Genomic DNA, 25429 nt, shown 5'->3' on the forward strand with positions numbered 1-25429 from the left:
TTGGTTCATGATGATTTACCAGAAATGGACAATGATGATTATCGTCGTGGAAAATATAGTTTGCATAAAGCTTTTGGGGGAGCTATGGGAATCCTTGCTGGCGATGCTTTGTTGGTGGAAGGATTTCGTTTTATTCTTTCCGATAGTCATTTTTGCCGATTAGTTGGTAATACTAAATTGTTAAAAATTCTCAATGTTTTATTGGATGCCCTCAGCGTAGAAGGTATGGTTGGTGGTCAAGTGCTAGATATTGATCTAGAAGGGACTGAAGCTGACGAGGAACAAGTAATGGATATTTATCGGATGAAAACTGCCCGATTTATTCAAGCACCAATTCTTTGCGGAGCAATAGTTGGGGGTGTGAATAAAAAAGAACTCAATGATTTGGAGCGATTTGGACTGTTGGCGGGAGAATGCTTTCAAATCAAAGATGATCTTTTAGATGTCACCCAACCGAGCGAGATATTGGGTAAAACAGCTGGTAAAGATGTCCAGCAAGAGAAAGCAACTCTGGTGAAAATTTATGGAATTCATGGGACTCAGGAAATCATGGAAAACTTATTTCGAGAAGCTGAAGCAATCTTAAACCAAACCAATCGTTCCTTTTCCTTGTTAAGAGAGATAGCCCACTTTATCATAACCCGTCACCACTAAAACCAATTGGAATTATCTATCCATAGCTAAAATGATGGAAGAAAAAAAACAAAAAATCCGAATTGATGAATTATTAGTTAAAAGAGGATTAGTTGAAAGCCGAGAAAAAGCCCAGCGGATGATTTTGGCGGGTGATGTTAAAGTTGAAAATGTTTCAGGAATTTTAAAGCCTTCATCTCGAGTATGGGATGATACTAAAGTTGCTCTTGAAAGGTTGCCTCAATATGTTAGCCGAGGCGGTGAGAAGTTAGCCAAGGCCCTCTCTTATTTCCAAATCGATCCGGCTGGTAAAGTTTTTTTAGATATTGGTTCTTCGACCGGAGGATTTACCGATTGTTTGTTGCAAAAACAAGCTCAAAAGGTATTTGCCCTTGATGTCGGCTATGGACTTCTCCACGAAAAGCTTCGTAAAAATCCCCAAGTAATTCCTTTAGAGAGAATTAACATACGCTATTATGTTCCACAAGACCTCCCTGAGCCTATCCAAGGTATTACTATTGATGTGTCCTTTATCTCACTTCGCCTAGTTTTTCCGGTTATCAGTTCCCTCCTTCCAAAAGGGGGAATATGTATTGCTTTAATAAAACCCCAGTTTGAAGCTGGGAGAGATAAAGTGGAGCGTGGTGGTCTGGTGAGGAAAAAAGAAACCCATATCCAAGTCCTTAAGGATGTGCTTGAATCAGCCCGAGACAACCATCTCCAACTTCAAGGAATTACTTTCTCCCCAATTCAAGGGGGGGGAGGGAATATTGAATATTTAGCCTATTGGATGAAATGCGCTAATTTTTTTGATAAAACTGAATTTGGGGATATAATAAGAAAAGAAGTACAGGAAGCGCATCATTTTTTTACAAAATGAATCAGCCGAAAATAATTATAAAAAGTGAGATAGGATGAATAGAAATCCAATTCAGCGAATTCATATTTTTTCCAGAAAAGTGAATGATATGATTTCCCAAAAAGCGCAAGAATTGCGTGAATTTTTTAATCAATACCAGGTATCATGTACTATAATCGACACCAATCAAATTCCTAAAGAAAAACCAGACATGGTTTTTGTGTTAGGTGGCGATGGTACTTTTTTATCGGCAAATCACAGTTATGCGGCTGAAGGAATTCCGATATTGGGTATCGATATGGGCGGATTGGGCTTTTTGACCGAGGTGAGTGTAGAGGCCTTGTTCAATGCTGCAAAAGCGGTTTTAGAAGGAAATTACACCGTTGAAAACCGAATGATGGTGGACTGTTCTATTCATCATACCAATAAGGAAGTGGAGCAAGATATTGCTTTAAATGATGTGGTGATATACCGAGGTCCCTTTGCTCAGATGATTCGCCTCAGCACCTTCATCGATGACGAATATCTGGCAACTTTTCCTGCCGATGGGTTGATCATTGGCACTCCTACCGGTTCAACTGCTTATTCTTTATCAGCAGGTGGTCCGGTTATTCATCCAACTTTAGATCTTTTTATCATAACTCCTATCTGTGCCCATACCCTTTACGCTCGATCAATTATCGTTCAACCGAACTCCTCGATACGGCTGATATTAGAATCAACCAAGGAAGGAACTATGGTTACTTTGGACGGACAGAGGGGTTTTACCCTGGATAAAGGAGATTATATTGAAGTTCGAAAGTCGAAACTTACCAATCATATGGTAAAGCTTATTCCCGAGAAACCCTTTTATTCATTGTTGAGAGACAAATTGTCCTGGGGGATGGATATTAGAAAACGGATTGATTAGGAATGCTCCGAGAACTGGTCATTAAAGACTTCGTCATTGTTGATTCTCAACACCTTGAATTAGAAGGTGGTCTGGTAGCGATTACCGGTGAAACGGGAACCGGTAAATCTTTGATAATTGATGCTATAAGTCTCCTTAAAGGAGGACGAGCGGTTGAAGGAATGATTCGTCGTGACCGAAAATCAGCCCTCATCGAAGGACTTTTTGACCTTTCTTCCGGTCCCGATTTAATTCAATGGCTGGAAGAAAATGAATTAACCGGTGAGGTTCCCGGGGAAGTGGTGTTGTCACGGGAGATTCATCGAGATGGGAGAAATCGAGCTCGTATTAACGGAAGATCGGTTCCAGTTGGATTGCTAAAAGAAGCAGCTGCTATGTTAATTGATATTTACGGTCAAAGAGAACATGAGCGATTCTTGGCGAATGAGAACCAGCTGAATATCTTGGATGATTTTTTGGATAAAACTGGGAAAAAAGAAAGAGAGTTATACCGACAAAAATATTCCGATTGGCTGCAAACCAAACATGAATTAGAGCAGTTGATGGCCGGTGACCTTTCCCGTTGGGGTGAGCTCAAGTTTGCTTTTCAAGAGTTTGAAGAGATGGGTTTATCTCCTGAAAAGATGAATGAAATTGAAGAAGAGTTTCGTTTATTGGCTAATATGCAATATTATTGTTCGGCGTTAGATGCTTTCTTTATTTTAATGGAAGGAAATGAGAGTGGGGAAGGAATAACTACTCTTCTTTCCCGTTTGGCCTATGAAGTGGAAAAAATCCCTACCGAAGGGAAGTTTTTGGCTTTAAATGGTATTGCGGAGAACCTTCGGGGTATAGAAACTGAGCTACAAGAAATAGCTTTAGAAGTCGCTGCTTTAAGAAGTCAGTTAGACTATTCGACGGATAAAATTGAAAAAATAGAGAAATCAGTGGCTGAAATAGAACGCTTAAAAAGAAAATATCGCTGCCGAACAACCAGTGAATTAATTGATTATCGGAAAAGTATTGAAGAGAAACTGTTGGAAGTTGAGCGACAAATTGAGAAAAAAAAGCAACTGGAAGAACAGCTGGAAAAATACCAACGAGAATTACTTGATAGTGGAGAAAAGCTTTCTCAGTATCGACAAAAAGCAGCCAAGATAATGAAAAACCGATTAGAAGAAGAATTAAAACAATTGGCTTTTTCCAAAGTTAAGTTTGAAGTCAGTTTTGATATGGTTCCGGTTGAGCAGAAAAGATTTTGGGCAACAGGTTTGGATAGTATCAGTTTTATGATTTCATTAAACCCCGGACAGCCTTTAGGACCAGTTATGGAAGTCACTTCGGGTGGAGAGTTGTCACGTTTAGTATTAGGTATAAAATCAATAGCTTTGGAAATGAAAAATCTTCCGGTTATGATTTTTGATGAAATCGACCAGGGAGTAGGAGGGAAAACCGCTTTTTGGATCGGTGAGAAATTAAGGGTGATTGCTTCCGGTCGTCAAATAGTTTGTGTTACCCATCTTCCCCAAATCGCTTGTTTTGCCGATCAACACTTGAGAGTCGATAAGCATACTGACGGTCAAGATACGTGGGCAGAAATAAGCGACCTTCAAGGTCGGGAAAAGCGTTTGCAAGAATTAGCCCGTATGATGGGAGGAGAAAAATCGACAGTACCAGCTCTACAATTTGCCGAAACCTTAATGGAAAGAGCCGGAAAGTAAGACTCGGTGCAATTAACTGAGAAAATCTGCTGATTGACAGGAGAGTAGATGGTATTGAATAAAGTCTTAATTAATCAGGAATTTTGTAAAGGTTGTGGATATTGTGTTCAGATCTGTCCTAAAAAAGTGTTGGTTTTATCAGAAGGTTTCAATTCACATGGGTACTATCCGGCAATGGTGAATGATGGTGATCATTGCATTGGATGTGGTTTTTGTGCACAAGTGTGTCCAGAAGTGGCAATTTCAGTCTATCGGGAGAATGAAAAATGAAAAAAATTTTAATGAAGGGAAACGATGCGGTCGCTGAAGCAGCAATCCAAGCGGGATGCGATCTGTATTTTGGTTATCCGATTACTCCACAAACCGAAATCAGTGAATACCTGTCGCTGAGGATGCCTGAAGAGGGGAAGATTTTTTTCCAAGCTGAAAGCGAAATTGCCTCAATATATATGGTTTATGGAGCAGCGGCGGCTGGAAAAAGAGTGATGACTTCCTCGTCTGGACCGGGAATTAGCCTCAAGCAGGAAGGAATTTCTTATTTGGCTTCGGCTGAATTACCAGCAGTGATCGTTAACATGAGCCGAGGAGGGCCGGGTTTGGGAAACATACAACCTTCTCAGAGTGATTATTTTCAGGCGGTAAAGGGAGGAGGGCATGGGGATTATAAGGTTATTGTTTTAGGTCCTGCATCTGTTCAAGAATTAGTTGATCTGACCTACTTGGCATTCTATCTTGCCGATAAATACCGAAATCCAGTTGTTATTTTGGGAGACGGAATGTTAGGTCAGATGATGGAACCAGTAGTTTTTAAAAAACCCGATTTTCCTCCATTACCAGTAAAAGACTGGGCAACCACTGGTAAAGACGGTAGAGAGCGTCATTATGTCCTATGTTTTGACCTGGATCCAAGAGGCTTGGAACAGTTCAACAACAAAATATTTAAAAAATATCAAAAAATTGAGCAAGAAGAAATTCGCTACGAAGTATTTGGAGAAGATATGCCGGAGATGCTTTTGGTTGGGTATGGAACCATCGCTCGGATTCTCAAGAGTGTTGTCAGGGAAGCTAAAAATATAGGGATTCGTTTAGCACTTCTCCGACCGATTACTCTCTATCCCTTTCCGTCAGCCATTATGCAGGAATTAGCCCAACAAGCCGGACGAGTTTTAGATGTGGAAATGAATATGGGACAGATGGTAGAAGATGTTAAATTGGCAGTAAATGGTGCTGTTCCGGTTTATTTCTATGGACGGAGTGGTGGCATGATTCCATCGGTTGAAGATACCCTAAAAAGAGTTCGTGATATTTTAGGGAAATAAGGAGAATAGCCATGCAGACTGTATTTGAGAGACCAAAGACTTTAATTAATCAACCTTTCCGTTATTGTCCTGGTTGTAATCATGGTTTGGCTCAGCGATTAATTGCCGAAGTTATCGATGAACTGGATATTGCTGATAAAACCATTGGTGTTGGACCGGTAGGCTGTTCGGTATATATCTATGAATGTTTGGATATTGATTTTGTTATGGGTGCTCATGGCCGAGCTCCGGCTACTGCTACCGGTATAAAACGAGCACTTCCCGACCGGATGGTTTTTTCTTATCAAGGTGATGGTGATATTGCCGCTATCGGCACTGCAGAAATTGTGCATTGTGCAGTAAGGGGGGAATGCATTTCGGCTTTTTTTATTAACAATGCTACTTTTGGGATGACGGGGGGACAGATGGCGCCCACTACTATTCTTAATCAACGGACGACAACCTCGCCTCGGGGAAGAAAGCAAGATGAAGCAGGATTTCCTTTTAAGCTGGGAGAAATGTTGGCAGTAGCCGAAGGATCGGCCTATATCGCTCGAGTTGCCCTAACCAAGCCTCAGCTGATAAAAAAAGCGAAACAAGCAATCAAACGAGCTTTTTTAACCCAACAAGCTGGTTTAGGTTTTTCTCTGGTGGAGATTTTATCACCCTGTCCTACCAATTGGGCAATGCCTCCATTAGAAGCCGTCCAATGGTTGGAAAAGAATATTATTCCAGTCTTTCCCCTTGGTGAAATTAAAGTCAAGGAGGGAGTCCCCGATGCACGTTGAAACCGTTGTAGCAGGATTTGGTGGTCAGGGAATTTTATTCTTGGGGAGAGTATTGGCCACAGCCGGTATGATTGAAGGATTTCATGTTAGTTGGTATCCCTCCTACGGGCCTGAGATGAGAGGCGGGACCGCTAATTGTGTTGTCATCATTTCCGACCAGGAAATAGGATCAACCATCTCCGATCATCCCCAGGTTTGTATTGTGATGAATGAACCATCTATGCGGCGTTATGCCCCAACTATAAGACCAGGTGGGTTATTGGTTGTTAATTCTTCTTTAATAACCCAAAAGTACCAAGATCCGAATATTCAAATCTTGGAAATTCCCGGAAATGATATTGCCGGTAGTGAAGTTGGTGATCCTCGAACTTTAAATATGGTTATTCTTGGCGCTTTGATCGGTTATCATTCAACGGTCAAAGAAGAGTCGATCCGGCAGGCTTTGGAAGAAATATTACAAGGAAAGAAAAGCCAGTTAATCGATATCAATATGAAGGCTTTCTCTGCAGGAAAGAATTCGATATCCAAGAAAATTTCTGAATAGAACCCCGTAGCACTTGATAGTACCAGATGAGGATGATAATAAAGATTCGACATGCCATGGCAGGTCGCTACATTAGTTAAAGAATGGGCGTGATAAAGACCGAGGAGGAGAAAAAGTAGTTAAAGAAAAAAAGAAAAAATCAAAAGATGAAGTCCTCACGCCCTCACAAAGCGAGGGCTCAGGATGACATTTTTTTTAAATTCTTTTGTAGGGGCTTAATTTATCATGCCCCGTGGGTTTTCGGGATAGCTACAATGGTGATGAGTAAGAGACTTTTTAAGGGGTTTTGAAAATTCTTAAAAAGAAAAATTCCCTGGAAGGGGGGATTATCCATGTTAGTGAGAGACCGTATGAGCAAAGATGTTGTCCTTATTACCAGTACTACTACCATTTTAGAAGCAGAGAAATTAATGAAAGAAAATGAAATTCGGAGACTTCCGGTTGTTGATCGGGACAAATTGATCGGGATTGTTACTTATAACGACTTGTTAGAAGCCGAACCATCTAAAGCGACCACCTTGAGTCGTTTTGAGTTGACTTATCTTCTTAGTAAAATGAATGTAGCTGAAATAATGGAAAAAAATGTAATCACCATAAAACCCGATATTCCAATCGAAGAAGCCGCTTTAATCATGAAGAAGAACAAAGTCGGTGGCCTTCCGGTAGTCGAGGAAACTCGTGTGGTGGGAATGATAACTGAATCGGATATTTTTGATGTCTTAGTTGAAACTCTGGGAGTAGAGTTAGGTGGAACCCGAATAACTCTTGAACTTCCCGAAAAACCAGGTGAATTGCATCGGGTTACAGGCATTGTTTCTCAATTTATGGTTAATATATTGAGTTTGGCCACTTTTTATATAAATGAAAGACCAGACTTACGTTATGTTGTAATACGGGTTGCAACTCGCGATTACGAACCAATTATTGAAGCTTTTAAAGCCGATGGTATTACCGTGAAACATGTCTGGGTTTCCCCAGTAGATGAAGAGGTGTAAGGGTGTTTTTTCCTTATGATGAAAAAAAACTACCAAAACTTGTTATTCCTGAAATAAAGAACAGCGAAATACTCTGTGAAACTCGTTTATTTCAGCTAAAAAGAAATACCTATGTTGATGATTTAGAGCGGATTTTCATTACTCATCCAGGAGCAGTGACAATTATTGCAACTACTCCGGAAAATCAAATTATTTTAATACGGCAATTCCGAGCACCGGCTGGGCAGTGGCTTTGGGAGATTCCAGCTGGAACCTTGGAACCAGATGAGGATCCATTGGATTGTGCAATTCGAGAATTGGAGGAGGAAACTGGTTTTACCAGTAAACATTGGAAATACCTTTTTCCAGTATTTCTCGCACCAGGATATAGTACGGAATTAATTCATTTTTTCTGGGCTTCTCGGGCGTACCCAGTTGAAAAAGCTCGAAAGGGGGATGATGACGAGGAAATTTATTATTTAAAAGTAACCCCAGAAAAAGCTCAGAATATGATGGCCAAAGGAGCAATACGAGATGCCAAGACTATGATTGCCTTGCAATATTGGCTGGGAGGATTAACTTGAGAATATTTATTGCTCTTCTTGACGGTCTGGGAATGGGTGAACTTCCTGATGCTGCTGAATATGGAGATGAGGGTAGCCATACTTTAGCCAATCTTTCTCGAAAGGTTGGTGGTTTGTCTTGCCCAACTTTGGAAAGATTAGGATTAGGAAAAATCGAACCAATACTGGGAATTGTTGCAGTAAATAAAGCCGAGGGTTGGTATGGAAAGATGATAGAAAAATCAGTAGGGAAAGATACGACTACCGGCCATTGGGAGATGATGGGAGTCATTACCGAGCGGCCTTTTCCGGTTTATCCGCATGGTTTCCCCAAAGAGATTATCAATGAGATCGAAAGAGTTACCGGTTTTCAGGTTTTGGGGAACAAACCGGCATCCGGAACCACCATTATTGAGGAATACGGCGCAGAACATATCCGTACCGGTTTTCCAATTTTATATACTTCGGCCGATAGTGTGTTGCAAATCGCTGCTCATGAAGAAATCATCTCGATAAAAGACCTGTATCGTCTTTGTGAAATGGTTCGGGGAATTATGAAGGGCGATCATGCTGTTGCCCGTATTATCGCTCGTCCCTTTGTTGGTCAACCAGGTAACTTTCAACGGACCTCAAGGCGGAAAGATTTTTCACTGTCCCCTCCTTACCCTACAGTATTAGATGTTCTTTTAGAGAAGGGAATTCAAGTTGCCGGAGTTGGAAAAATTGGTGATGTTTTTACTGGGCGAGGAATCAGTGAAAATTTTAAGACCACCAGTAACTCCGATACCTTTCGGGTATTTTTTGAATTACTCGATGATGAGCGGTTTGGTTTGATTTGGGCCAACTTCAATGATTTTGATACCCTCTATGGTCATCGTAATGACACCATTGGTTTTCAGAAAGCTCTTGAATCCTGGGATGCTCAATTAAAAGAATTTCTCCCTCGATTACGTTTTAATGACCTATTAATCATTACCAGCGACCATGGGTGTGATCCAACCACGCCTAGCACTGATCATTCCCGCGAGCATGCACTTCTTATCTGTGCCTCTCCCCAATTATTAATGGGGGATTCTTTGGGTATCCGCAATTCTTTTGCTGATATTGGGGCGACAGTTGCCCAATTGTTTGGAATTCCTTGGTCGGGTCCGGGAACCAGTTTTTCCTTCATAATTGGTGATTAATCGGGAAGGAAGAAGGTTTAGATCCGATGACTTTCTATTTTAAGAGAGTAAATCATTTTCCGCCGGTCCTACATCCTATCCAGGAGTCTAATTAATAATGAATATTGTTATCAGCCATGAAGGTACTGATTTTGATGCCTTAGCCTCGATGTTTGCAGTTTCCAAACTTTATCCGGGAACCCGCATTATTATCGGTGGTAGTGTGAATCGAAATGTTCGGCGCTTTCTTACTCTTTATGGGACTTTTTTTAATTATTCAATAGAGAAAGAATTGGATTGGAAATCGGTTAAGAAAATTTGGATTGTGGACGCTTCTTCTCCTTCAAGGAGTGGAAAAGCCGAAGAGCTCATTCAGGCTGGGAGGGTAGCTTTTGCCATTTATGATCATCATCCCGAAACACCAGATGGATTAAAAGGGGAACAGGTGGTTGTTCAGCCAACCGGTGCCTGTACTACCATTTTGGTGGAGCTGATCAAAGAACAGACTCTTCCTCTTAATTCCTTGGAAGCGACTCTTTTAATTCTTGGAATATATGAAGATACCGGCTCATTAACCTTTCCAACCACAACCGCCCGTGACCTTCAAGCTGCTGCCTTTTTAGTCGAACATGGAGCAAAGTTGAGTGCCATACCTGATTATGTCAATATGCAACTTACTAATGAGCAACGGGATGTTTTAAAACTTATGGTGAACTCCCTAACCGTGGTTGAAGTAAATGGGATTCAGGTTCATTTTACTTCAGTTCAGGTTAAGGATTATGTCGATGGGGTATCTTTTTTGGTTCATAAATTAATGGATTTGGAAGAAATTAATGTCCTTTTTTCACTTTTTGATATGGAAAATAAGGTGTACGTTATTGCTCGTAGCCGGCTGGAAGAAATCGATGTAAGCATCATTACTACCGGCTTGAATGGTGGGGGACATAAAAGTGCAGCATCGGCTTCGATCAAGGGAAGTTCTTTGGAAGAAGTCAGAAAAAAAATCATCAATATGATGAAACGCTCATTCTCTTTTACTCGCGCTGCTGATATTATGTCAACACCAGTGAAAACTGTTCACCGTGAAAGCAGTATCAATGATGCTTATTTAACTTTAATTCGTTCGGGTTTTTCCGGATTGCCGGTGGTCGATGACGAGGGGATGTTGGTGGGAATTATTGCCCGGAGAGATATGGAAAAAGCCATCCACCATGGTCTACAAAATGCCCCGATCAAGAGTTTTATGTCACCTCAGATCATTGGAGTCTCGCCCCGTGACTCGATATATACTATACGAAATTTAATGGTAGAAAATGATATAGGACGAGTACCGGTTATCAAAGCAGGAAAACCAATCGGGATAATTACCCGAAGCGATCTTTTGCGGGTGTTTCATCAGAAAGAAAATATTGTAGTCAATGAGTTGACCCGATTAAATGTTTCTGAGTCGGTATTTGCCCACTTTACTGCTGCTGATTTGGAACTGATCAACCTGATTAGTGGCTTTGCCCGCCGAGTTGGAGTAAGAACTTATTTAGTTGGAGGAGTGGTAAGGGATATAATTTTAGGTGTTCCTAATCATGACTTAGATTTGGTGGTAGAAGGAGATGCAATTGAATTTTCCCAGAATCTCAACCGGCTGCTTAATGGGAAGGTAGTTGCCTATCCACCCTTTGGCACATCGGTCGTTTTTATGAAAGATAAGAAACGAATCGATTTCGCCAGTGCTCGAAAAGAATTTTATCGTTTTCCAGGTGCAGCACCAGATGTGGAATATTCTGACTTAAAAAAAGATTTATTTCGAAGAGATTTTACTTTAAATGCAATGGCCATTAGTATTTATCCTGACAATTGGGGAGAGCTCTATGATTTTTTTGGTGGCTATCGAGATCTAAGAAGTAAGATTCTTCGAATTCTTCATCCATTAAGCTTTGTTGATGATCCCGCTCGATCCATACGAGCGGTCCGGTTCGAAAAAAAATATGGTTTTCATATCGAACCGTTTACCATGAGTCTCTTAAAACAAACTATTCGAAAAAATTTATTAGATAGTATTAAGCCCGATCGTCTTAAAGAAGAAATTCAGCTCATACTGGAACTACCTAATTATTATCGTTATTTAGAACGCCTTTACCAATTGGATATGATACCGTCGATTTTACCAGGTTGTATCTGGAAAAGGGAATATTCCGATCGGTTTATTGATGTTGAAAAAAGACTGCCAGAAGTAAAAACCATTTTAGGAATTGATAGGTTTCTTTATCAACTGACTCCTCTATTCGATGATTTTGACATCAAGCAAATTTCATTATTGCAAAAGCGTTTAGCATTATCTCGTCACTTCACTCATAAAGTAGTGAGTTATCACTCCAAAAAAAGTGAATTTAGGTGGGCTATCGAAGAAAAAGATATTCGTCCCTCAGAGGTTTATCTTCGCTGTCGATCGATACCCCTTGAGTTTTTATATTATTTGCTCAGTTTTTATCCAGAGAATAGCTTGGCAAGTCAGCGATTAAACCGGTATCTTAAAGAATGGATAACCATTAAAACCATTTTAAAAGGCTCAGATTTGCAAGAAATGGGCATTAAAGCTGGTCCTCACTATGCTACAATGCTGGATGAGCTAAAATTGGCAAAAATTGATGGACACGCAATGAACCGTTTAGAAGAAGAACAATTGATTAGGCAATATTGGGAAAGGGTGAAAAAACGTGGGGAACAAAGATAGGATTTTTAGCGGAATGAGACCAACCGGTAAAATGCATATCGGTCATTATCTGGGAGCATTAAAAAATTGGTTGCAGCTCCAAAAAGAATATGACTGTATTTTTGGTATTGTCGATTGGCATGCTTTGACCACCTCTTTTGAACATACTGAGGATATAGAGCGAAATATCATTGATATGGCTATTGATTGGTTTAGTGTGGGTATTGATCCTGAAGTGTGTATTCCTATGATTCAATCGTTGGTTCCGGAACATGCCGAACTTCATCTTCTTCTTTCCATGGTCACTCCCTTGGGGTGGCTGGAGCGAAATCCGGTTTTAAAGCAGCAACTTCAAGACATGGGTTTGAAAGAAGCAGTTGGTTATGGGCATCTTGGCTATCCGGTTTTAATGGCTGCTGACATCATTATTTATCAAGGGATTAAGGTGCCGGTTGGAGAAGATCAAGTTCCTCATATTGAGATTGCCCGAGAAATGGTACGCCGTTTTCATTATCTCTATCAACAAGAAGTGTTCAAGGAACCACAACCGCTTCTTACTGAAACTCCACGAATCTTGGGAATTGATGGGAAAAAGATGAGTAAGAGTTTAAATAATGCTATTGGTCTATCTGATACCAAAGAAGAATTACGAACCAAAGTTCTTTCAATGTTTACCGATCCAGAGAAAATTCGAAAACGTGATCCAGGACATCCGGAAAGATGTAATGTCTTTTCTTTTCAGAATATTGTTGGGAATCCTCGAATCGAACAGATTGAAAAAGACTGCCGAACAGGAGATCTGGGGTGTGTTGATTGCAAAAAAGAACTATTGGGATTGATGGTTGATTATCTGGAAAAGATTTCTCCTTTCCGGGGACGCTATCAAGGGAAAGAACAATTAGTCAAAGATATTTTAGTGGAAGGGAGTCGGAAAGCTCAGACTCTTGCTCGTGAAACAATGAAAAAAGTTCGAGAAGCGATGAATATTGATTACCAAATACCTCGATAGATTATGGATACTGACTGGAAAGATCGGATAGAAAAAGCCAACGCTCTTTGGGAGAGGGTAAATCTGCTCCAAGAAGAGATTGAATTAATTGAAAAACAGTTGAACGAAATTCTCCAGATCGAAGAAGAAGAAATCCTGGAGGAAGATAGTCAATCTATTGAGAAAAAGATCTTTGAATTGTTTTCTCAGGTTCTTGCCGAGCTAAAGCAACAGGAAGAAAATATTTTAAAAGTACCTCCCGAGCGTTGGAAAAAAATTCAAACTCGAGAAGTTCTTGATCTGGAAAAGATGTCATTGGACAGCTTATTGGGCCTATATCGTAAGTTTTTGAATGCTGAAACAAATCAGCCACGAATTGAAATAGATGATCACTTTGAAAATCTGATTGAAGAGCAGCGAGATTACATTAATGGTTTTTTTGACCTACATACCGGCCAATGGTTCAGAATGGACGCTCTGTTTCAGAATAGGCAGGAGCTTCGAATAGTTATTGCAACTTTTTTGGTATTGCTGGATATGGTTTTTCGAGACCTCCTTAAAATGAAAGAAGAAGATGGATTGGTGTACCTAATAAAAAATGAGTAATGATATTTTGTTAAAAGGATTAATCGAAGCTTTTCTATTTTCCTCTCCTCAGCCGGTTTCGATTGAGGAGTTAATGAGAGTAACTCAAGCCGACCGAGACCTGGTTGAAAAAGAACTATTTAATTTATTGGAGGACTACCGGTTACGGCAGAGTGCTATATTTTTACGCCGAGTAGCTGGGCAATGGCAAATGGCGGTTCGGCCAGAGTATGGAAGCCATTTAAAGGAATATGCCCAGGTTACAGTTAAAAAAGGGATATCCCGTGCTGCCTTGGAGGTTCTGGCTATTGTTTCCCTTGAACAACCAGTGACTAAAATTCAAATCGACATCAAGCGGGGGGTTGATTCCGGGGCTGCTATAAGTGTTCTATTAGAAAGAGGTTTAATTGCCATTGCTGGTCAGGTCGATCGACCAGGAAAACCTTTTCTTTACCAACTCACCGAGAAATTTTTTGAAGTATTTGGTTTAGAAGACCAGGAAGCCTTGCAACGAATTCAGCAAATTATTGCCAGTCAGGAAGTAGCCAATGAGGTTGAATAAATATTTAGCTCAGGCCGGAATTGGTTCTCGGCGAGCCTGTGATCGCTATATTCAAGAGGGAAGGGTAGCCGTCAACGGCGGAATACAAATCCAACCAGCCTATCAAGTCGAGCCAACTGATGTGGTAACCTTTGATGGATCGCCAGTTCAACCGGAGGATCGTCTGATTTATCTTCAATTGTACAAACCTCGAGGTACATTGACAACGGTCCGAGACCCACGGGGAAGGGAAACGGTTATGAAATGGATTACTGATATCAAGGAAAGAATATTTCCGGTTGGTCGTTTGGATTATGATAGTGAGGGCTTGCTTCTTTTTACCAATGATGGACGAATTACTAATATTTTAACCCATCCCCGCTATGAAGTGTTGAAAACCTACCGAGTTTATGTTTCAGGCCAGGTGAATTGCCGGGAACTGGAAGTACTTGCCGATGGGATTGTAAAGAACGGAAGGCACTATCAAGCTCATTCAACAAAGCTCATTGAACATCAGAAGGGATTTACGATTGCTGAAGTCATTTTAAATGAAGGAAAAAAGCACGAAATACGGATTCTTTTTGAAGGTATTGGTCATCCAGTTTTGCGTTTAATACGGACCAAAATGGGACCGATAACCCTGGATGAGAATTTATTGCCCGGAGAATGGCGTTATCTCTTGAAGGATGAGATTAAACTTCTTTTTGAGAGAGGTGGTGTTTCGACCGATGTCAACCAATAGAGGATTCATTCAAGTATATTATGGGGATGGAAAAGGGAAAACCACTGCAGCTCTTGGCCTGGCGGTCAGGGCTACTGGTCAGGGCTTAAAAGTTCTTTTTCTCCAATTTTTTAAAAAGAACCTAGCCGGTGAGCTCATTTCGCTCCAATACCTACCGGGAATAACTTTATATCAATTTGGATCGGGGAAATTTATTTTAAATAGGCAGTGGCAGGAAGAGGATTATCAAGAATTCTTGATGGGTTGGGAAATGGCCAAAAGAGCCTTACACACCGAGGATTATGATTTATTAATAATGGACGAATTTCTTTACGCTTTTACCTACCAAATGCTCAGTTGGGATGATTTTTTAAAAGAATTGAATACTCGAAAACAGAAGATCGAGGTTATAATAACCGGCAGGAAGGCAATACCCCAGCTCCTTGATTATGCTGATTTGGTTACCAACATGATTCTGATTAAACATCCCTATCAACAAGGAATACCGGCTCGAAAGGGGATTGAATATTAATGGAATACCAGAAAAATCCTATGCGAGGGATTAGGGGAGCTATTACAGTTGATAGAGATAGTTCGGATGAAATTGCTCAGGCCACCTTGCTTTTGTTTGAAACCATGATGAAAAAAAACCATTTAGAGCCCGATGATATTACGGCGGTTTTCATAACCGTCACTCATGATTTAAAATCGGCTTTTCCCGCCCGTGCAATTCGACAAATTGAAGAATATCGTTTTCTTCCCTTGATGTGTGCGCAAGAGATTCCCATAGAGGGTACTATTAAGCGTTGTATTCGTTTGATGATGATCGCTTTCTGTCCCAATGTCAGTCATGAAGCCATTCGACATGTTTATATGCGAGAGGCTCAAAACCTTCGGAGGGATTTAAAGGGAGAAAATAATGGGTAAGGTACGAATTATTCCAGTTTCAGTCAAATTGAGCGGAGATATCTTTTGCCCTCCAGATAAATCATTTAGTCACCGAGCAGCGATGATTGGGGCCTTATCTTCAGGAGAGACTATCATTCAGAATTTTTCCTTTTGCCAAGATACCTGGTCAACGTTACATTGTTTGGAACTTTTAGGTGTGAAAGTGCAAGCCCTTCCTAACCAGGGCATGGTTAGGATAAGCAGTTCTGGAAAAGAAAGTTTGTCTGAGCCATCGGATGTCCTTGATGTGGGAAATTCAGGAACAACCTTGCGGTTGATTACCGGTATTATCGCTGGAATTCAAGGGTTATCAATTTTAACTGGAGATCAGAGTATACGCCGGCGCCCCATGAAACGCATTATTGATCCATTAAGAAAAACTGGCGCGGTTATTGGTGGTCGAGACCGAGATCAATATGCACCTCTCTATATCATCGGCAAAAAACCATTACAAGCTTTTCATCATACTCTCGAAATTCCCAGTGCTCAGGTTAAATCTTGTTTGCTTTTTGCTGCATTATGGGGAGATAATCCTTCCTTTATAAAAGAACCAATCCTTTCGCGAAATCATACTGAAAATATGCTCCAAGCGGTGGGAGGAGATATTCGAAAACAAAACGAAGTGATTCAAGTTTACCCGGGAAAAGAATTCGTTGCCCGACCTTTTCATTTACCTGGAGATATATCTTCAGCTGCTTTTTTAATTGCTGTTACCCTTTTAATTTCAGGGTCTCATCTTATTATTCGAAACTTGGGCTTGAACCCAACCCGAACTGGTATGCTTGATTGTTTGCAAAAAACAGGAGCCAAAATCAATCCATTTGATGTCAGGGAAGAGTGGGGGGAACGACAGGGTCATATTGCCATAGAACACTCAGTTTTAAATAGCTTTGAGATTGGTCAGGAAGAGATTCCATCGCTAATCGACGAGATTCCCATATTATCAGTACTTGCGACCCAAGCTCATGGTCGTTCGATAATCAGGGGAGCTGGTGAATTGCGAGTAAAGGAAAGCGACCGTTTGCATGCTATCAGTAAAAATTTAATCGATTTGGGAGCACAGATTGATGAAACCGAAGACGGATTGATTATTTCCGGTCCAGTTCGATTGAAAGGTGGCAAGGTAAAAAGTTATGGTGATCACCGAATAGCCATGAGTATGGTGATAGCTGGTTTGATTGCTGATGCTCCAGTGGAAATAGAAGATATCGAATGTATATCGATTAGTTACCCGAATTTCTTCCAAGATCTTCAAAAAATTGGATATGGGGGCTTTCAGTTTTTAACCGACACTTCATTTAATAATGCTTATAATCGGGAGGAAGCATGAAAAGGCTGATTGCTATTGATGGACCTGCCGGAGCGGGGAAAAGTACGGTAGCTCGTTTGTTAGCCAAAAAATTATCCTATTTATATATAGATACTGGTGCCATGTATCGAGCGATTACCTATTTTTTAATAAAACAAGGTATAAATTATGAAGACCCAAAGGCCCTAAACCAAGCATTAAATAAAATGGATCTCCATTTTCAAGTTATTGATGGAATTTCGGTCATTTTTCTCAATGGAAAGCGATGCGATGAAGAAATCCGTCAAACTGATGTAAATCAGCATGTTTCTCCAGTAGCAAAAATAGTTGCTGTACGTCATTTTTTAAAGAAAAAACAAAGGGATTTAGCTCAATCGACTTTTTCAGTTACTGAGGGACGAGATATTGGAACGGTGGTTCTTCCCGATGCTGATTTAAAAATATTTCTAATGGCTCGACCAGAAATTCGAGCCCAGCGACGATGGAAAGAATTAAAAGAAAAAGGGATTGATATCTCTTATGAGAAAGTCCTTGAGAATGTCATACAACGAGATACTATCGATTCGACTCGAAGTGAAGCTCCTCTGCGACCGGCTGATGATGCCATGATGGTTGATACTTCTGATATGAGTATTGAAGAGGTGGTGAACTTTCTCTACCAAAAAGCGGTAGAGAATGAATGATATGAAAATTCTTGTAGCTAAGCATATTGGTTTTTGTCCGGGAGTAAAAAGGGCGTATACCATGGCAATACAAGCTTTTGATATAAATTACCAACCGGTTTATCTTCTCGGAGAATTAGTTCATAACCATCAAGCAGTAAAGATGTTAATCGAAAGGGGAGCTCGATTAGAAGATGAGGTGGAACAGATACCTGATAAGGTAACTGTGGTTACCCGTTCCCACGGTTTGGAGCGTAAAACCCGGGAAAAGCTTCTGGAAAAAGGAGTTACCATAATTGATACCACCTGTCCTCGAGTTCGAAAGGTACAGTCATTAGCCAGTGAATTAGAAAAGAAGGGATATACCATGATTATTCTCGGAGATCCCAACCACGCCGAAATTAAAGCCTTAATCAGTGAGCTAAACACCAAACCTTTGGTATTAGGTAAGGATTCAACCGATTGGGAAAATAAACTCAATACTTTACCAGAAAATCAACCCTTGGCGGTTATCGAGCAAACTACCTTTCCTCAGCAACAGTACCTGGATTTTTGTCGATTACTGGAAGAAAAAAATTTAACCGATCGGTGTCTGATTTATAATACTCTCTGTCTAGAAACCGAATATCGGCAAAATGAATTAAGATCTCATCTCCAAACTGGGAAAATAGATGTGGTTATAATTTTAGGAGGGAAACATAGTTCCAATACTCGCGGTCTTTATTTGATAGCGAATGAACAAGCTCCACGAACCATTTGGATCGAGGATCCTAACGAAGTGGAAAAGACCTGGTTCCAACCGAACCAAACTATATTAATTGTCAGTGGGGCTTCAACTCCCGATTGTGCAGTAAAAGAGTTGATGAAAAAATTGAATAAGGGAAAAGTCTATGAATAAAGAAGCACCATTAGTTGTTATTGTAGGAAAGACCAACGTTGGCAAGTCAACCCTTTTCAACCGTCTCTCGGGACGAAGGATTACCATTGTTGACTCAACTCCAGGTGTAACCAGAGATCTTATTGAAAATATCATTGAGATCGATGGAGTTCTGGTTCGATTGGTCGATACTGCTGGTATTGAATTAACGGTATCACCAGATGATCCTCTGCAAACCGAAGCAGAAAAAAGAGTGTGGGAAGTCATCAATAAAGCTGACTACATTTTGTTGATTCTTGATGGAAAGGAAGGAATGACCAGCGTTGACCATGAGTTAATAAGTCGTTTGCGCCGAGTGAAGGATACTATTATTCCGATCGTGAATAAAAGGGAAGGGATGACCCATTTAGGATTACTATCGGATTTCTATGCATTAGGGTTTGATGATGTCGTGCAGATATCGGCAGTACATGGGGACGGGATTCCTCAATTAAAATCCATCCTTTTTGACCGATTGAAAAGTGATACTGAGTCGGAAGATGCTCAAGTTGTCGAGCATCATGATTTTCGTATTGCCATTGTTGGTAAACCCAATGTCGGGAAATCAACCTTGTTTAATATGTTGTTGGAAAGCGACCGATCTATAGTGAGTACCATTCCAGGAACAACTCGAGATCCACTGGAATCATCGCTGGTTAGCGGAGGGTACGGACGGTATCAATTGGTGGATACTGCCGGATTGGCTCGCAAATCCCGTATCAAGGAAGATATCGCCTTTTATGCCACAGTACGGACTATGGAAAAAATTGCTGAAACCAATCTTTGTGTGTTGGTCCTTGATGTTCAAGAAGGGATTAGCCAGCAGGATAGGCACATTGCCAATCAAATTTATCAGCAAAAAAAGTGCTGTCTTATTTTCCTGAATAAGATGGATATAATTCCAGAGCGATTGACTCGAAAAAAAATTGAGGAAACCAAAAAGTGGATTTGGAATGAATTAAATTTTCTCGATTATGCTACGGTTTTGATTGGGTCGGCAACCGACCGAAAACTGAAGCCTCATTTTTTAGCTCAATTTGCAACCATTGCGAGCCGCTATTATCAACGGCTTAAAACCAGCTTTATCAATCGAGAGATTAAGGAAAAAATTAACGATTTAAATATCAGTATGGGAAAAGGAAGGCTTCTCCGTGTCTATTATGGATATCAAGAGCTCACTGCTCCTCCTCGTTTTTCGTTTTTAACTAATTTTAAAGGAAACGATCGAGAGCTGGAGAGAAGTATTCATAGTATTGAAAAAATCATTCGTCAGGAAGGTGATTGGGAAGGTGTACCCCTCACCATCGAGCTTAAAAATAAATAATGAATTAATTAACGAGTTTCATGAATATCTGGAGTTCGAGCGCCATTACTCAGAACATACTATTGAAAATTATCTTCGAGTGGTGAATCAATTTAATAGTTATTTAATGAAAACCAATAAAAGAAGTCTAGTCGAGGTTGGTACTTCAGACGTAGCCGGATTTATGGCTTTCCTAAAAACTATTTCCCATTTGATGAGAGTTTCTCAGCTGAACCGATTGTCGGCTTTGAAAACCTTTTATCGATATTTACGAAAAAGAGGAAAAATTCAAAAAAATCCTTGCGATGGTATCGGAGGGCTCAGGGAAGAAAAAAGTCTTCCCACCTTTTTTTCTCAACAGGAAATTAATCGATTTTTGACTTATTTGGAAGATCGTTTTCAAAAAAAACCAAATTTTCTTCAGGCTCGCAATCGAGCACTTTTTGAAATTCTGTATTCATCTGGTTTGCGAGTTGGAGAAGTAGTTCGGCTTAAAACCATCGATTTGAATTTTCGGCAGAAAATCGTTAAGGTGCGGGGGAAAGGTGGAAAAGAAAGAATCGTCCCCTTTAACGATAAAGCTCTTCAGGCAGTCGAAGATTATCTGGCTTTTCGTCGACCGAAAGGACCAGTTAAGGAACTTTTTTTAAATTATCTCCAACAACCATTAACGACTCGTGGTGTACGGGTTATTTTAAATAAAATCTTAGCAGAGATTGGGATGGTAAAAAAAGCCTCTCCTCATACTTTTCGTCATAGTTTTGCCAGTCATTTTCTTTCAGGAGGGGCTGAGATGAGGATTGTTCAGGAGGCACTGGGACACTCCAGTCTTTCTACCACCCAAATTTACACCCATTTAAATTGGGACAATATGAAAAAAGTTTATGAAAATACTCACCCCCGATCCCATAAAAAGGAGGATTAAATGAAGATCATATCAACAACAGTTCTTGGCGTTTTACGAAATGGAAAAGCAGCAATGGCTTGTGACGGACAGGTAACCATGAATGAATCAGTATTAAAAAGAGGAGCTAAAAAAATACGGACCTTATATCAAGGGAATGTTTTAGCCGGTTTTGCAGGAGCTGGTGCAGATTGTCTCACCTTGCTGGATCGTTTTGAAGAGAAATTGAATTCTTATAGTGGAAATCTGTCTCGGGCAGCCATTGAGTTGGCTAAAATGTGGAGGACTGATAAAGTTCTCAGGCATCTTGAAGCTTTATTGCTGGCTATGGATTTAGAACATGTATTGATTATTTCAGGAAAAGGAGACGTAATCGAACCGGACGAATCAATAGCAGCTATTGGCTCGGGAGGCAATTATGCTTTGTCTGCTGCCAAAGCATTATATCGAAATACTGATATGGATTCGGAGGCGATCGCTCGTCGATCCTTGGAAATTGCTGCAGAAATCTGTATTTATACCAACGATCACATTCATTTGGAAACTTTAGGGTAAACCAGGGGGTAAGATGCTTCTAAGAGAAAGGAAGAGATTGACATGGAACAGATTGATGATTTTTTAACCCCGGAAGAAATTGTCCGAGAATTAGATAAATATATTATTGGTCAGGAAGACGCTAAAAAATCGGTTGCGATTGCCCTTCGTAATCGGATGCGACGAAGGATGCTTCCTCAAGAAATAGCTGAGGAGATTACTCCAAAAAATATCATCATGATCGGTCCAACCGGAGTTGGTAAAACTGAGATTGCCCGTCGGATTGCGAAACTGACCGGTGCGCCTTTTATGAAGGTAGAGGCAACTAAATTCACTGAAGTTGGTTATGTGGGAAGAGATGTTGAATCAATTATTCGTGATCTGGCTGAGTTATCACTGCGAATGGTAAAAAGTGAAAAAATAAGCGCTCAAGAAGGAAAAACCAGATGGGTTGTGGAAGAACGCTTGTTGGATCTTCTTTTTAATAAAAGAATTACACCAGAAGATTTTGACGAACCTTCTCCTTCTGGAACCAGTACTCGGGTTGATGTGGTATGGCCGACGCCATCTTCTTCAGCAGAACGGACACGAGAAAAAATTCGAGAAAAATTACACCAGGGTGAATTAGAAGACCGGGAAATCGAAATTGAGATTGAAGAGAGCTCAATGCCGGTAGAAGTGGTTAATGTTGGTGGGCTAGATAATATGGGTATTGACTTTTCTGGTCTTTTTGGAGGCATTTTTCCTGCCCGTAAGAAGAAGAAACGGGTTAAAGTCAAAGATGCTCGGGAAATTCTTTTTAATCAAGAAGCTCAGAAGTTATTGGATATGGATGATATTAAAAGTGAAGCCATCCGACGAGTAGAGGAAAGTGGAATTGTATTTATCGATGAGATTGACAAAATCGCCTCACCAGGGGGGAGGGACACCCATGGTCCTGATGTTTCCCGAGGGGGAGTTCAACGTGACCTATTACCGATCGTAGAAGGCTCAACAGTGGTTACCAAACATGGGCCGGTTCGTACCAATCATATTCTTTTTATTGCTGCCGGAGCCTTTTCCCATACTAAACCATCAGATTTACTTCCTGAATTACAAGGTCGGTTTCCCATACGAGTTGAACTTTCAGCGCTTAGCGAGGAAGACCTTTATCGAATCGTTGTTGAGCCTTACAATTCTTTGGTGAAGCAATATACAGCAATGTTATCAACCGAAGAGGTTGAATTACAGTTTACCGATGACGGGCTAAGAGAAATTGCGCATATATCCTCAATTCTAAATCAAAAAATGGAGAATATCGGTGCGCGTCGCTTGCACACGGTGGTAGAGAGAGTTCTCCAGGATATCTCTTTTAGAGCACCGAACTTAAAGCAAAAAGTGGTGGTTATTGATCGAGCTTATATTCAGGACCGATTGAAAAATGTTTTACAAGATGAAGATGTTACCCGTTATATTTTGTAATTTCCTTTATAGATAAATTGGATTTATGGTTGAAATATTTTTCCCTTTCATGATATACTGTGCCCGATTTATGCATAGCATAAGAATAAATTCTCATGCCGGACAAGAATTCCGGTGCTCTCCAAAAAGGAGATAAACCATCGGTTCGGCAGAGGAAAAACCGGAAGGAGAATTATTTATGATCGTTACTATGAAGCAGTTGTTGGAAGCTGGGGTTCATTTTGGTCATCAAACCCGCCGTTGGAATCCAAAAATGAAACCCTATATTTTTACCGAAAGAAATAATATCTATATTATTGATTTACAAAAAACCGTTGGCTTAGCTGAGAAGGCTTACTATTTCGTTCGTGATTTAGCGAAGGAGAGTGGAACGGTTCTTTTTGTCGGGACCAAGAAACAGGCGCAGGAAGCCATAGAGCAAGAAGCGAACCGTTGTGGGATGTATTATGTGAATCAGCGATGGCTGGGGGGTATGCTTACTAATTTTGTAACCATTCGGCAGAGCATAGATAAATTGGAACACATTGAGAAATTGGAAGAAAACGGTATCTTAAACCGACTTCCAAAAAAAGAAATTATGCAAATCTTAAAAACCAAGACTCGATTGGAAAAATACCTTACTGGAATCCGAAAGATGGCCAGGGTTCCCGATTGTGTGTTTGTTGTCGACCCCAGGAGAGAGCGAAACGCCGTTTTAGAAGCTCGTCGTATTGGGATTCCAATCGTTGGTATTGTAGATACCAATTGTGATCCTGATGAAGTCGATTTTGTGATACCAGGTAATGATGATGCCATACGAGCTATTCGTCTATTCTCATCCATCATAGCCGATGCCGTGATGGAGGGTAAACAGTATGCAACCGAGGGTCGTGAAGAAGTTACTACTGAAGGAGAAGCTGTCCCTGAAACCGAGGTGGCGGTTTCTGATGAAGTATCCACCGACAATGAAGAAGAACTTCCTCTTTCGATTTTAGAAGAGCTCAAAGATCCTGAACTGGAAGAAATTGAAAGTGACGATGAAAATCTCACCGAAGAAGCAAAGGAGGAACAACCATGAGCTATGATGCAAAAGTAGTTTATGAGCTTAGAAACCGAAGTGGTGCAGGAGTTATGGAATGTAAAAAAGCCTTAGAGGAAACCAAGGGAGATATAGAAAAAGCCTGTGAGCTTCTTCGTAAGAAGGGAATTGAAACAGCGGCCAAGAAGCAAAACCGGTCAACCGAACAGGGCCTCATTGGTTCCTACGTTCATACTGACGGAAAGATAGGAGTATTGGTAGAAGTCAATTGTGAAACTGATTTCGTAGCCCGTACCGAAGAATTTATCAGCTTTGTCAAAGAATTAACTCTTCAAATTGCAGCTCAAGCTCCTCGCTGGGTTGCGATTGAAGATGTGCCTGAAGATATTCGTAAGGAAGAAGAAAAGATTTATCAAGCTCAGCTCAGTGAAAGCGGTAAGCCTGAAGCGGTCCAAAAGAAAATTATTGAAGGGAAGTTGAATAAGTTTTATCAAGACAATTGTCTGCTCGAACAGGAATATATTCGAGATAATGATAAAAAAATTAAAGAATTATTAGTGGAAACTATTGCCAAAGTGGGCGAGAATATTGTTATTAAACGTTTCGTGCGTTTAAAACTTGGTGAAGAATAGTATGGTTGAAAAGGTAAAGCCGCTTTATCGACGGATTTTATTAAAATTATCCGGAGAAGCGCTGATGGGGTCACTCTCTTCGGGCATTGATAACCGAGTTTTAGAGTATTTTACCCAAGAGATTAAGCAAATCCACCGATTACAGGTAGAAATAGCTATAGTCGTTGGTGGTGGAAATATATTTCGAGGACGTACTGCCGGAGATCGGGGAATAAGCCGGGTGACCGCTGATAATATGGGGATGTTAGCGACGGTTATTAATGCGTTAGCTCTTCAAGATTTTCTTGAAAATGCTGATATCCCCACTCGAGTCCAAACAGCTATTGAAATGAGAGCGGTGGCCGAACCTTATATTCGAAGACGTGCCATCCGCCACTTGGAAAAAGGACGGGTGGTCATTATGGCAGCTGGAACGGGAAATCCATATTTTACAACCGATACTGCAGCTGCTCTCCGAGCCGCCGAGATCAAAGCCGATGCTGTTATTAAAGCAACTAAAGTTGATGGTGTATACGAATCAGATCCGGTAGCGAACCGGAATGCGGTCAAATATGAGACTATCAGTTACCTTGATGTACTGAATCTAGGACTGAAGGTTATGGATTCGACCGCAGTTTCTTTGTGCATGGATAATAATATTCCGATCATTGTTTTTAACTTTAACCAAACTGGCAATCTTTTACGAGTAATTATAGGTGATAAAATTGGAACTATTATTTCTCAGGAGGGAGGAAAATGGCCGAACAATTAAAGGATTTATTGAAAGAT

General features: G+C 40.5%; 28 protein-coding genes. All 28 read left to right on the top strand.

The window, feature by feature from the left end; genetic code table 11:
- A partial coding sequence (locus tag PLK24_RS01355; protein ID WP_324475909.1) for a polyprenyl synthetase family protein occupies positions 1-654 on the top strand: 654 nt, incomplete at its 5' end.
- Positions 655-685: 31 nt separating this feature from the next.
- A complete protein-coding gene (locus tag PLK24_RS01360) occupies positions 686-1513 on the top strand; it encodes a TlyA family RNA methyltransferase (RefSeq protein WP_324475910.1) in 828 nt (275 codons plus the stop codon).
- A gap of 34 nt (positions 1514-1547) precedes the next feature.
- Positions 1548-2402, top strand: coding sequence for an NAD(+)/NADH kinase (locus PLK24_RS01365; protein ID WP_324475911.1), 855 nt, complete (start codon positions 1548-1550; stop codon positions 2400-2402).
- Between the two features lie 2 nt (positions 2403-2404).
- Positions 2405-4102: a DNA repair protein RecN gene (gene recN, locus PLK24_RS01370; RefSeq protein ID WP_324475912.1), complete on the top strand. Its 1698-nt coding sequence runs from the start codon at positions 2405-2407 to the stop codon at positions 4100-4102.
- A gap of 48 nt (positions 4103-4150) precedes the next feature.
- Positions 4151-4372 carry a 4Fe-4S dicluster domain-containing protein gene (locus PLK24_RS01375; protein WP_349770630.1) on the top strand — a complete coding sequence of 74 codons (222 nt, stop codon included), beginning with the start codon at positions 4151-4153 and terminating at the stop codon, positions 4370-4372.
- Positions 4369-5421, top strand: coding sequence for a 3-methyl-2-oxobutanoate dehydrogenase subunit VorB (locus PLK24_RS01380; RefSeq protein WP_324475914.1), 1053 nt, complete (start codon positions 4369-4371; stop codon positions 5419-5421). The genes PLK24_RS01375 and PLK24_RS01380 overlap by 4 nt, the downstream gene beginning before the upstream one ends.
- An 11-nt stretch (positions 5422-5432) precedes the next feature.
- Positions 5433-6188: a thiamine pyrophosphate-dependent enzyme gene (locus PLK24_RS01385; RefSeq protein WP_324475915.1), complete on the top strand. Its 756-nt coding sequence runs from the start codon at positions 5433-5435 to the stop codon at positions 6186-6188.
- On the top strand, positions 6178-6732 hold the full coding sequence (locus PLK24_RS01390; RefSeq protein ID WP_324475916.1) for a 2-oxoacid:ferredoxin oxidoreductase subunit gamma family protein: 555 nt from the start codon (positions 6178-6180) through the stop codon (positions 6730-6732). Before PLK24_RS01385 ends, PLK24_RS01390 begins: the two co-directional genes overlap by 11 nt.
- A gap of 332 nt (positions 6733-7064) precedes the next feature.
- Entirely contained in the window at positions 7065-7727 is a 663-nt protein-coding gene (locus PLK24_RS01395) for a CBS and ACT domain-containing protein (RefSeq protein ID WP_324475917.1), read from the top strand.
- A gap of 2 nt (positions 7728-7729) precedes the next feature.
- A complete protein-coding gene (locus tag PLK24_RS01400; RefSeq protein ID WP_324475918.1) occupies positions 7730-8290 on the top strand; it encodes an NUDIX hydrolase in 561 nt (186 codons plus the stop codon).
- A complete protein-coding gene (locus PLK24_RS01405) occupies positions 8281-9453 on the top strand; it encodes a phosphopentomutase (RefSeq protein WP_349770631.1) in 1173 nt (390 codons plus the stop codon). The genes PLK24_RS01400 and PLK24_RS01405 overlap by 10 nt, the downstream gene beginning before the upstream one ends.
- A gap of 97 nt (positions 9454-9550) precedes the next feature.
- Entirely contained in the window at positions 9551-12160 is a 2610-nt protein-coding gene (locus PLK24_RS01410) for a CBS domain-containing protein (protein WP_324475920.1), read from the top strand.
- A gap of 13 nt (positions 12161-12173) precedes the next feature.
- The gene (gene trpS, locus PLK24_RS01415) at positions 12174-13148 is read left to right on the top strand and encodes a tryptophan--tRNA ligase (protein ID WP_324475921.1); all 975 of its coding nucleotides are present in this window, start codon (positions 12174-12176) and stop codon (positions 13146-13148) included.
- Positions 13149-13151: 3 nt separating this feature from the next.
- Positions 13152-13733: a hypothetical protein gene (locus PLK24_RS01420; protein WP_324475923.1), complete on the top strand. Its 582-nt coding sequence runs from the start codon at positions 13152-13154 to the stop codon at positions 13731-13733.
- Positions 13726-14274, top strand: coding sequence for an SMC-Scp complex subunit ScpB (gene scpB, locus PLK24_RS01425; protein WP_324475924.1), 549 nt, complete (start codon positions 13726-13728; stop codon positions 14272-14274). Before PLK24_RS01420 ends, scpB begins: the two co-directional genes overlap by 8 nt.
- On the top strand, positions 14261-14995 hold the full coding sequence (locus PLK24_RS01430; protein WP_324475926.1) for a pseudouridine synthase: 735 nt from the start codon (positions 14261-14263) through the stop codon (positions 14993-14995). The genes scpB and PLK24_RS01430 overlap by 14 nt, the downstream gene beginning before the upstream one ends.
- Entirely contained in the window at positions 14982-15506 is a 525-nt protein-coding gene (locus PLK24_RS01435; protein ID WP_324475928.1) for a cob(I)yrinic acid a,c-diamide adenosyltransferase, read from the top strand. Before PLK24_RS01430 ends, PLK24_RS01435 begins: the two co-directional genes overlap by 14 nt.
- The gene (gene aroH / locus PLK24_RS01440; RefSeq protein ID WP_324475930.1) at positions 15506-15901 is read left to right on the top strand and encodes a chorismate mutase; all 396 of its coding nucleotides are present in this window, start codon (positions 15506-15508) and stop codon (positions 15899-15901) included. The genes PLK24_RS01435 and aroH overlap by 1 nt, the downstream gene beginning before the upstream one ends.
- Entirely contained in the window at positions 15894-17252 is a 1359-nt protein-coding gene (aroA, locus tag PLK24_RS01445) for a 3-phosphoshikimate 1-carboxyvinyltransferase (protein WP_324475932.1), read from the top strand. The genes aroH and aroA overlap by 8 nt, the downstream gene beginning before the upstream one ends.
- Positions 17249-17914, top strand: a complete 666-nt coding sequence (gene cmk / locus PLK24_RS01450) for a (d)CMP kinase (RefSeq protein ID WP_324475934.1) — start codon at positions 17249-17251, stop codon at positions 17912-17914. The genes aroA and cmk overlap by 4 nt, the downstream gene beginning before the upstream one ends.
- A gap of 1 nt (position 17915) precedes the next feature.
- Positions 17916-18791: a 4-hydroxy-3-methylbut-2-enyl diphosphate reductase gene (gene ispH / locus PLK24_RS01455; protein WP_324475936.1), complete on the top strand. Its 876-nt coding sequence runs from the start codon at positions 17916-17918 to the stop codon at positions 18789-18791.
- Entirely contained in the window at positions 18784-20133 is a 1350-nt protein-coding gene (der, locus tag PLK24_RS01460) for a ribosome biogenesis GTPase Der (RefSeq protein ID WP_324475938.1), read from the top strand. Before ispH ends, der begins: the two co-directional genes overlap by 8 nt.
- Positions 20087-21037, top strand: coding sequence for a site-specific tyrosine recombinase/integron integrase (gene xerA / locus PLK24_RS01465; protein ID WP_324475939.1), 951 nt, complete (start codon positions 20087-20089; stop codon positions 21035-21037). The genes der and xerA overlap by 47 nt, the downstream gene beginning before the upstream one ends.
- Complete coding sequence (gene hslV / locus PLK24_RS01470) at positions 21038-21571, top strand: ATP-dependent protease subunit HslV (RefSeq protein ID WP_324475940.1); 534 nt, start codon at positions 21038-21040, stop codon at positions 21569-21571.
- Positions 21572-21613: 42 nt separating this feature from the next.
- Entirely contained in the window at positions 21614-23011 is a 1398-nt protein-coding gene (gene hslU / locus PLK24_RS01475; RefSeq protein WP_324475942.1) for an ATP-dependent protease ATPase subunit HslU, read from the top strand.
- A 178-nt stretch (positions 23012-23189) separates the two neighbouring features.
- Positions 23190-24068, top strand: a complete 879-nt coding sequence (rpsB, locus tag PLK24_RS01480; protein ID WP_324475943.1) for a 30S ribosomal protein S2 — start codon at positions 23190-23192, stop codon at positions 24066-24068.
- Positions 24065-24661: a translation elongation factor Ts gene (gene tsf, locus PLK24_RS01485; protein WP_324475944.1), complete on the top strand. Its 597-nt coding sequence runs from the start codon at positions 24065-24067 to the stop codon at positions 24659-24661. The genes rpsB and tsf overlap by 4 nt, the downstream gene beginning before the upstream one ends.
- A 1-nt stretch (position 24662) precedes the next feature.
- A complete protein-coding gene (gene pyrH, locus PLK24_RS01490; RefSeq protein WP_324475946.1) occupies positions 24663-25412 on the top strand; it encodes a UMP kinase in 750 nt (249 codons plus the stop codon).
- The last annotated feature ends 17 nt before the right edge of the window (positions 25413-25429 follow it).

This window comes from Atribacter sp., assembly GCF_035418125.1.
In the GTDB taxonomy this organism is placed as follows: Bacteria; Atribacterota; Atribacteria; order Atribacterales; family Atribacteraceae; genus Atribacter; species Atribacter allofermentans.